We start from the raw sequence: 8413 nt of genomic DNA on the forward strand, positions 1-8413 counted from the left end.
ACAGGTCCGAAATACGTACCCTCATCCCAAGGCTTCGGCCGTCCCGAAGGGCGGAAGGGCGTCGAGGAGGATGGAAAACAGGAGGAGATGCAGCTCGGAGTCGACCGTGTCCTCGTGGTGAACGACGTATCGGGGGTTCATCGGTTCAAAGGGCTCCGGTTCGATCCAGGCGGCGTCCCCGATGGCGAAGAGCTCTTCAATGGCTTCGAGCAGGCGGCCTTCGAGCAGGGCGCACCGGAAGCGGGTCCTGGTCGACAAGGGCAGACCATTCTCAAGGGCGAGCCGGATGATCGCGAGGACCGCCTGCGGGGCCGATTTCATCTTCCCCTTTTGGATGCGCTCCGACACTTTGCGGACCAGATTCGCAAACGGCGTCTTGAGTTTTTCGCCTTCGCCCTTGCGGAGGGCCTCTTCGAAGCGCGCGGGCGTGTCCTCCCTCAACAAGTTGTGGTCCGGGAGAAGTTCAGCCAGTTCGGCGTTGCCCAGCCTGTCTTCGATGACGGCGCGGAGCATTTCGGCTTCTTTAAGGTCTTCGCCCGAGAGCTCGGCAAGCGCGTTGAGCTTGTTGAGTGCCTTCCGGAGCGTCTGAGCATGTTCCGCGCCGTTCGTCAGATTGAGGATCCGGAGGATCTTGGCCTCTTGAGGGCCCAATGCTTCCGATACGACGGGAAGCGTGAGCACGTTCTCGAGGCGTTTGAAGAGGTCCTTGCGCCAGGCCGAGCGGAAGACCCGGAGGAAAAGCAGGGCGGTCTCCCGGGTGATGCCCTGAACGACGAGACGACGCTTTCCGGAGTCGCGAATCATCACAAGAACATCGAGAAAGGCGTCGACGCTGACGACTTTCTCTTCCGGGAAGTAGACCTGAAGCTCGGGATCGTCGGGAAGTTCGACGGTTTCGAGCGGCGCCCAGCTGCGCCGCGAGTTGGCATCCATGATGAGTCTCCTTGGGAATTTGAGGGTCTCATCCATTCTAGAAAAAAGTGAAGAAGGACCCTCCGGGGGTGCCATTAAAATCGGTGACTATCAAAGAGGCTCATACGTAGGCTCGATAATTGTGGTTGGGTTTGCATGAATTAAAGCGCCCCTTTGAAGGGACTCGAAGAGATTCGCCGGTCCCCGTGCCCCGCCTTCCCGCCCGAAGCGTATCGAAGTGCTTCGCCGTCGCCCCAGTTCGGGGATGCCGCGCCCGCAACTCTGTTAAACTTCAGCCCTGCAGACGCCCGAAGCTCTCCGATGGAGCGCTTCGGGCCTTTCTTTCGTTCAGACGACCCCGGAAACGGCCCGCAGGGCCCTGGGGTCGGGTTCTTTTGAAGGGCACAAATGCTCAACCGCATCCCCATTACCGCCGAAGGCGCCGCCAAGCTCAAGGCCGAGCTTGAGTACCTCAAGAAGACCGCTCGTCCGCAGGTCGTCGCCGCCATCGCGGAAGCCCGCGAAAAGGGCGACCTCTCGGAAAACGCGGAATACGATGCCGCCCGTGAGGAGCAGAGCCACATCGAAGGCCGCATCGCCGAACTCGAAGGGAAGATCCCGGCGCTGCAGGTGATCGACCCGAAGACGATCGACGCGGGCGACCGCATCGTGTTCGGCGCGACCGTCACGCTCTACGACGAAGAAGACGACACGACGGTCACGTACCAGATCGTGGGCGACGACGAAGCCGACATCAAGCGCAACATGATCAGCGTCTCCTCGCCGATCGCGCGTGCGCTGATCGGCAAGTTCGAAGGCGACATGGTGCAGTTCATGGCCCCGAAGGGTCTCGTCGCCTTCGAAATCGAAGAAGTGAAGTACTGCTGATCCTCTTCGGCGGGCCCAAGGCAAAAAGAGAGGCGCCAGGACGTGGATCCCGGCGCCTTCCTTTTTGAGAAGACTCCCGAAGGGGGCGCAGGGCGCCCCGACGCATCAGGACTTCGCCATCGCGGCCTTCTTCGTCGTGCGGGTGCGCTTCGGACGGGCGCGGCGGGGCGCCTCGGCGACCTTCTTCTTCTTTTCGCCGGGCTTCTTCGACGCGACCTTCTTGGCGGGCTTCGCCGCGACGGCCTTCTTGGGCTGACGCTTCTGCGCGGGGGCTTCCTTCGCCTTGCCGGAGACGGAGCCGCGGCCCATCGAGAGGGCGGTGATGCGGGCCAGTTCTTCGGCTTCTTCGATCGTCACCTCTTCGTCGGCGGGGCGCCAAAGGACGAGGAGCTTGCCGATCATCTGGACGCGGGCGCAGCCCAGCGTCTCGGCGATTTCCGCGTAGATCGCCTCACGCTCTTCGCGGTCGTCGGTGGGCACGCGCACCTTGATGAGTTCGTGGGCCTTCAGCTCACGGTCGATTTCCTTCATCACGGATTCCGTGAGGCCGTTCGCCCCGAGAAGGACGACGGGATCGAGGTGATGGGCCTGCGCACGAAGCGCAAGGCGCGTGTCGCGCCCGAGGATGATTTCTTTCATAATTCCAAAACGTCGCGGCCGGACCCCGTCCGGAGTCCCCGCGAAACCCAATTCAACAGAGGAGATTCAATGCCTGTAGCAACGAAAAAGCTGCGCTCGAACCGGGCCTGGATCGAACGTCACATCAATGATCCGTTCGTGAAGCGCTCCAGGGCGGAAGGCTACCGCGCGCGTTCGGTGTACAAGCTCACCGAACTCGACGACCGCGAGCACCTTCTGCGCCGCGGGATGACGGTGGTGGACCTCGGCGCGGCGCCGGGCAGCTGGACGCAGATCGTCCGCGAGCGTCTGTCGGACAAGGAAGGTCGTGTTCAGGGCCGCATCATCGCCATGGACATCCTCCCGATGGATCCGATCGAGGGCGTGACGTTCCTGCAGGGTGACTTCCGCGAGCAGGACGTCGCCGACAAACTCTCCGAGATTCTAAACGGAGACAAGGTCGACGTGGTGCTCTCGGACATGGCGCCGAATCTCTCGGGGATCGCCGCCGCGGACGCGGCGCGCTCGCTGCTGCTCAACGAACTCGCGCACGAATTCTGCCTGGAGCACTTGAAGCCCACGGGCGTCTTCGTCACGAAGGCCTTCCAGGGCTCGGGCTACTCGCAGTTCGTCGAAGCCCTGAAGAAGTCCTTCAAGAAGGTCTACACGCGAAAGCCCGCCGCCTCGCGCGACACCTCGGCCGAGGTCTACCTCGTCGCGCGTGAGTTGAAGGCCCCGAAGTAATACCTCAAGCCCGTCCGCAACTCTCCGCAGAAACTCAAGGCTTTGTTTCAAAAATCAGCGCCGACCCCCAAGGGAACGTTCAGGCGCTCGGTAGAATGTTGAGACATAAAGCTTCTCGGGTGTCCGGCCGAAACCGGACGCCCGATGATTCGATGGATAAGAAACCGGGGACTAGGATCCCCGCAGGCACGGAGCCATAAGTTGGACAACAAATCCTTTGCACGCATTGCCCTCTGGGTGCTCCTCGCGGTGGTGCTCTTCACCGTCTTCCGGCAGTTCGACGTGTCGACCGCCCCGCGGTCGGATACGACGAGCTACACGCAGTTCATGGAAGACGCCAAGGCCGGCAAGATCCGCCGCGTCGACATTCAGGGCCAGACGATCACGGTCACGCCGCAGTCGGGCTCGGAATACACGATCACGAGTCCGGGCGACCTCTGGATGGTGGAGGATCTGCGCAAGTCCGGCGTTCAGGTCTACGGGAAGGCGCCTGAAGAACCCTCGCTCCTCACGTCGGTCTTCATCTCCTGGTTCCCGATGCTGCTTCTGATCGGCGTGTGGATCTTCTTCATGCGCCGCATGCAGGGCGGTGGCGGCGGCGCCGGCGGCGCCTTCAGCTTCGGCAAGTCCAAGGCCCGCATGTTGGGCGAGCAGGACAACAAGGTCCGCTTCAAGGACGTCGCGGGCTGCGACGAAGCCAAGGAAGACGTTCAGGAAATCGTCGACTTCCTGCGCGACCCGATGAAGTTCCAGCGCCTGGGCGGCCGCATTCCGCGCGGCGTCCTCCTCGTGGGTTCGCCGGGTACCGGCAAGACGCTTCTCGCCAAGGCGATCGCGGGCGAGTCGGGCGTGCCCTTCTTCACGATTTCGGGTTCCGACTTCGTCGAAATGTTCGTCGGCGTCGGTGCGGCGCGCGTGCGCGACATGTTCGAGACGGCGAAGAAGAACGCCCCCTGCATCATCTTCATCGACGAAATCGACGCGGTCGGCCGTCAGCGCGGCGCCGGCTTGGGCGGCGGCAACGACGAACGCGAACAGACCCTGAACCAGATGCTCGTCGAAATGGACGGGTTCGACACCGGCGCGAACATCATCGTGATCGCCGCGACGAACCGTCCGGACGTGCTCGACCCGGCGCTCCTGCGCCCGGGCCGCTTCGACCGTCAGGTCGTGGTGCCGCTTCCCGACATCCGCGGCCGCGAGCAGATTCTGAACGTCCACATGCGCAAGATCCCCGTCGGCGCCGACATCGACGCCGCGGTCATCGCGCGCGGCACGCCGGGCTTCTCGGGCGCGGACCTCGCGAACCTCGTCAACGAAGCGGCGCTCTTCGCCGCGCGCCGCAACGGCCGCGTCGTCGAGATGCGCGACTTCGAGGACGCCAAGGACAAGATCATGATGGGGAGCGAACGCCGCGCCATGGTGATGACTGAGGACGAACGCCGCAACACGGCGTACCACGAGTCGGGCCATGCGGTGGTCGCCCACCTCATGCCGAAGAGCGACCCCGTCCACAAGGTGACGATCGTGCCGCGCGGCCGTGCGTTGGGGCTCACGATGCAGCTCCCCGAGCAGGACCGCTACGCCTACGACCGTCAGTACCTCCTCACGCGCATCGCGATTCTCTTCGGCGGGCGCATCGCCGAAGAGGTCTTCATGAACCAGATGACAACGGGCGCTTCGAACGACTTCGAACGTGCGACGCAGCTCGCCCGCGACATGGTGACCCGCTACGGCATGAGCGAGGCGATGGGTCCGATGGTCTACGCCGAGAACGAGGGCGAAGTGTTCCTCGGCCGCTCGGTGACGAAGACCACGCACGTCTCGGAACTCACGATGCAGAAGGTCGATGCGGAAATCCGCCGCATCATCGACGAGCAGTACGCCGTCGCGCGCCGTCTGATCGAAGAGAACCGCGACAAGATGGAAGTGATGGCGAAGGCGCTCCTCGACTGGGAGACGATCGACGCCGAACAGATCAAGGACATCATGGAGGGCCGTCAGCCCCGTCCGCCGAAGAACGCCCCGAACGCCGCGCAGACCGCGCGCCGTGAGGACGCGGCGAAGACGGCGGCCGCCGAGGTCGAAAAGGCCGCTGAAGCCGATCAGGCCGGGAAGGCCGACGAGGCTGAAGAGCCGAAGGTCGAGGTGAAGACCGCCCGCCGTACGCGCCGGGCCGCGCCGAAGACCGAAGCGAAGGTTGAGGCTGAGGAAAAGGCCGAAGCGAAGCCCGAACCCAAGGCTGAAGAGAAGCCTGAGGCGAAGGCCGACCGTTCGGACGAGTCCTGATTCCCATCCGCACGCACTGAGAAGAAGCGGGCGTCGGGCCGAGAAGGCGCCGCCGTCCGCTTCTTTGATTTTTGAAACCGCCACCCGCAAGACAGACACGATGGAACGCAATCCGCGCATTTGGCGCTGCCTCGACGAGCGCTACGACTTCGACCGCCGCCCCCTCATCATGGGGATCCTCAACGTGACGCCGGATTCGTTCTCGGACGGGGGCACCCACAATGCGCCCGAGGACGCCGTGGCGCACGCCCGCCGCATGCGGGCGGAAGGCGCCGACATCGTCGACGTCGGGGGCGAGTCGACCCGGCCGGGGTTCGACGAAACGGGCGTGACCCTTGAAGAAGAGCGCCGCCGCGTGATGCCGGTCGTGCGGGCGCTCGTCGCCGAAGGCTTCGTCGTGAGCGTCGACACGAGCAAGCCCGAACTCATGCGTGAAGCCGCGGAAGCGGGCGCCGCGATCCTGAACGACATCCGCGGGTTCGAACTCCCCGGGGCGCTCGAAGCCGCCGCGGCGACGAAGTGCGGGTTGGTCGTCATGCACCGCTCGCTCGAGGTGATCGAATCGGGCGCGGTCGAGACGGTTGAGCGGTATCTTGAAGCGCGCACCGAGGCCTTCAGGACCCTTGGGGTCGACGAGGAGCGCATTTGCTGGGATCCGGGTGTAGGCTTCGGGAAGACGGTGGAGGAGAACATCGCCCTGATGGCGCACTCCCGTCGGCTTTCCGCCCATCATCCGCTGATGGTCGCCTGCTCGAGGAAGTCGAGCATCGGCGCCGTGACGGGCGAGAAGGTCCCGACGGACCGCGTGCCGGGGAGCGTCGCCGCGGCAATGCTCGCCGTAGAGGCGGGTGCCGGGGTCGCGCGCGTTCACGACGTGCGGGAGACCCGCCAGGCCTTCCAGGTGCTCGAAGCCTTCCGGCGCGCGGCGCCGGGCGCCTTCGCGTGAGGCCCACCGGACGAGAGAAGAACAACGACGGAGTAGAGGAAGGAATTCACCATGTCTCGACGTTATTTCGGTACGGACGGCGTGCGCGGGCGCGTCGGTGAGTCGCCGATCACGCCTGATTTCGTGCTGCGCCTGGGGCAGGCAGCGGGCCGCGTCCTGAAGCGCCGCAACCCTGAGGGCGCCGCGGTGCTGATCGGGAAGGACACCCGCGTCTCGGGCTACATGCTCGAAGCCGCGTTGGAGGCCGGCTTTTCGAGCGCCGGCGTCGACGTGGTGCTCTGCGGGCCGATCCCGACCCCGGCGGTCGCGTACCTGACGCGGGCGCTCCGCCTGACCGCGGGGGTCGTCATCAGCGCGAGCCACAACCCGTACCACGACAACGGGATCAAGTTCTTTTCGGCCGAAGGCACCAAGCTCCCCGATGCGGTGGAGCTCGAGATCGAAGCTGAAATGGACGCGGGCTGGTCCTGCGTCGACTCGAAGGACCTTGGGAAGGCGAAGCGCCTCGAAGACGCCGCCGGCCGCTACACGGAATTCTGCAAGTCGACCTTCCCGAACGCGCTCGACCTGAGGGGCCTCAAAATCCTCGTCGACTGCGCGAACGGCGCCGCCTACCGCGTCGCCCCGGACGTCTTCCATGAGTTGGGCGCCGAAGTGGTCGCCGTGGGCGCTTCGCCCGACGGCCTCAACATCAATGCGGGCGTGGGCGCGACCCACACCGAACATTTGGGCGAATGGTGCCGCGAGCACGGCTGCGACGTCGCGGTCTCTCTGGACGGCGACGCCGACCGCCTCATCATGGCGGACGCGACGGGGCGCGTCTACAACGGCGACGCACTTCTTTACGTCATGGTCCGCGAGCGCCTCGCGCACGGTCCCGTCGCGGGCGTGACCGGCACCCTCATGACGAACTACGGGCTGGAAAAGCGCCTGGGCGAACTCGGCATTCCGTTCGGCCGCGCCAAGGTGGGCGACCGCTACGTGGTCGAGATGTTGAAGGAGAAGGGTTGGCTCCTGGGCGGCGAAACCTCCGGCCACCTTCTCGCGCTCGACCGCCAGACGACCGGCGACGGGATCGTCTCGGCGCTCCAGGTTCTGGCGGCGATGAAGGCCGCGGGGAAGAGCCTCGCGGAACTCACCGCGGACCTCGAACTCCTCCCGCAGGTTCTCGTCAACGTCCGGCTCGAGAAGGGCACCGACTGGCGCGCGAACGAAGCGTTCGCGGCGGCGGTGAGGGCGGCGGAAGCCGAACTCGTTGGGATCGGCCGCATTTTGGTGCGTCCGTCCGGCACCGAACCCCTGCTTCGCATCATGGTTGAGGCGGGAGACGAAGCTCTTGCTCAACGGTTGGCTCAATCTTGCGCCGCAGCGCTCGGCTGAACTTGCTACACTTTCCTGATACGCGCCGCCCGTCTCCGACGACCGGCGGCGCCTCAATGACTAGACATCCATCCAAAGGGAACAATCATCATGGCCACCAAGAAGGAAGCCCCCGCCAAGACCACCGAAGCCCCGAAGGGCCCGTTCGTCCATCAGCTTCAGCTCTACCTCGTGGGCGGCCAGCAGTTCACGGTCAATGAAGTGACGGATACGGTGGACATGCCCCGCAACGTCATCGCCTTCGTGAACGCCTGGCGTGAAAAGAAGGACGTTTGGCACAGCCCCAACAACGATCCGCGCTTCGGCGTGCGCGTGCGCGACGTGTCGATGTACGAATACCGCGTCGGCCGTCCGGCCCCGGCTCAGCAGGCCGAAGCCGCCAAGAAGGAAGAAAAGGCCGAGTAATCGCCTGACGCTTTTGGGGAGTGCTCATGAAGCAGATCACCGCCGTCATCAAGCCCTTCAAGTTGGACGACGTCCGTGAGGCCCTGGCCGACGCGGGCGTGCACGGCCTCACCGTCACGGAAGTGAAGGGGTTCGGCCGCCAAAAGGGCCACACCGAGCTCTACCGCGGCGCCGAATACGTCGTCGACTTCCTGCCGAAGCTCAAGATCGAGACGGTCGTCTCCGACGACC

At 64.7% G+C, this 8413-nt stretch carries 9 protein-coding genes; 7 read left to right on the forward strand and 2 right to left on the reverse strand.

Annotation, left to right across the window (positions count from 1 at the left end; all coding sequences use genetic code 11):
* Nucleotides 1-21: 21 nt before the first annotated feature.
* Nucleotides 22-933 carry a hypothetical protein gene (locus HMPREF9440_RS02480; RefSeq protein ID WP_040763283.1) on the reverse strand — a complete coding sequence of 304 codons (912 nt, stop codon included), beginning with the start codon at nucleotides 931-933 and terminating at the stop codon, nucleotides 22-24.
* Nucleotides 934-1320: 387 nt separating this feature from the next.
* Here HMPREF9440_RS02480 and greA point away from each other — a divergent pair, with 387 nt between their 5' ends.
* A complete protein-coding gene (gene greA / locus HMPREF9440_RS02485) occupies nucleotides 1321-1800 on the forward strand; it encodes a transcription elongation factor GreA (protein WP_008541177.1) in 480 nt (159 codons plus the stop codon).
* A 105-nt stretch (nucleotides 1801-1905) separates the two neighbouring features.
* On the opposite strand, the gene yhbY is transcribed toward greA, so the two are convergent.
* A complete protein-coding gene (yhbY, locus tag HMPREF9440_RS02490) occupies nucleotides 1906-2439 on the reverse strand; it encodes a ribosome assembly RNA-binding protein YhbY (protein ID WP_008541178.1) in 534 nt (177 codons plus the stop codon).
* A gap of 69 nt (nucleotides 2440-2508) precedes the next feature.
* Here yhbY and HMPREF9440_RS02495 point away from each other — a divergent pair, with 69 nt between their 5' ends.
* The 6 genes from HMPREF9440_RS02495 to HMPREF9440_RS02520 all read left to right on the forward strand — a co-directional run.
* Nucleotides 2509-3162: an RlmE family RNA methyltransferase gene (locus HMPREF9440_RS02495; protein WP_008541179.1), complete on the forward strand. Its 654-nt coding sequence runs from the start codon at nucleotides 2509-2511 to the stop codon at nucleotides 3160-3162.
* Nucleotides 3163-3363: 201 nt separating this feature from the next.
* Complete coding sequence (ftsH, locus tag HMPREF9440_RS02500) at nucleotides 3364-5451, forward strand: ATP-dependent zinc metalloprotease FtsH (protein WP_008541180.1); 2088 nt, start codon at nucleotides 3364-3366, stop codon at nucleotides 5449-5451.
* 100 nt (nucleotides 5452-5551) lie between these two features.
* Nucleotides 5552-6397: a dihydropteroate synthase gene (gene folP / locus HMPREF9440_RS02505; protein WP_040763284.1), complete on the forward strand. Its 846-nt coding sequence runs from the start codon at nucleotides 5552-5554 to the stop codon at nucleotides 6395-6397.
* 51 nt (nucleotides 6398-6448) lie between these two features.
* On the forward strand, nucleotides 6449-7777 hold the full coding sequence (glmM, locus tag HMPREF9440_RS02510) for a phosphoglucosamine mutase (protein WP_008541183.1): 1329 nt from the start codon (nucleotides 6449-6451) through the stop codon (nucleotides 7775-7777).
* Nucleotides 7778-7867: 90 nt separating this feature from the next.
* A complete protein-coding gene (locus HMPREF9440_RS02515; RefSeq protein WP_008541185.1) occupies nucleotides 7868-8182 on the forward strand; it encodes a hypothetical protein in 315 nt (104 codons plus the stop codon).
* Nucleotides 8183-8208: 26 nt separating this feature from the next.
* Nucleotides 8209-8413: P-II family nitrogen regulator (locus HMPREF9440_RS02520; protein ID WP_008541188.1), on the forward strand; the 205-nt coding region annotated here is incomplete at its 3' end.

It is taken from the genome of Sutterella parvirubra YIT 11816, assembly GCF_000250875.1.
Classification (GTDB): Bacteria; Pseudomonadota; Gammaproteobacteria; order Burkholderiales; family Burkholderiaceae_F; genus Sutterella; species Sutterella parvirubra.

Excerpts from the sequence above, each read along its gene's own strand:
- HMPREF9440_RS02515 (WP_008541185.1), top strand. The coding sequence starts at position 7,868 with ATGGCCACCAAGAAGGAAGCCCCCGCCAAGACCACCGAAGCCCCGAAG.
- greA (WP_008541177.1), top strand. The coding sequence starts at position 1,321 with ATGCTCAACCGCATCCCCATTACCGCCGAAGGCGCCGCCAAGCTCAAG.
- glmM (WP_008541183.1), top strand. The coding sequence starts at position 6,449 with ATGTCTCGACGTTATTTCGGTACGGACGGCGTGCGCGGGCGCGTCGGT.
- HMPREF9440_RS02495 (WP_008541179.1), top strand. The coding sequence starts at position 2,509 with ATGCCTGTAGCAACGAAAAAGCTGCGCTCGAACCGGGCCTGGATCGAA.
- HMPREF9440_RS02480 (WP_040763283.1), bottom strand. The coding sequence starts at position 933 with ATGGATGCCAACTCGCGGCGCAGCTGGGCGCCGCTCGAAACCGTCGAA.
- folP (WP_040763284.1), top strand. The coding sequence starts at position 5,552 with ATGGAACGCAATCCGCGCATTTGGCGCTGCCTCGACGAGCGCTACGAC.
- yhbY (WP_008541178.1), bottom strand. The coding sequence starts at position 2,439 with ATGAAAGAAATCATCCTCGGGCGCGACACGCGCCTTGCGCTTCGTGCG.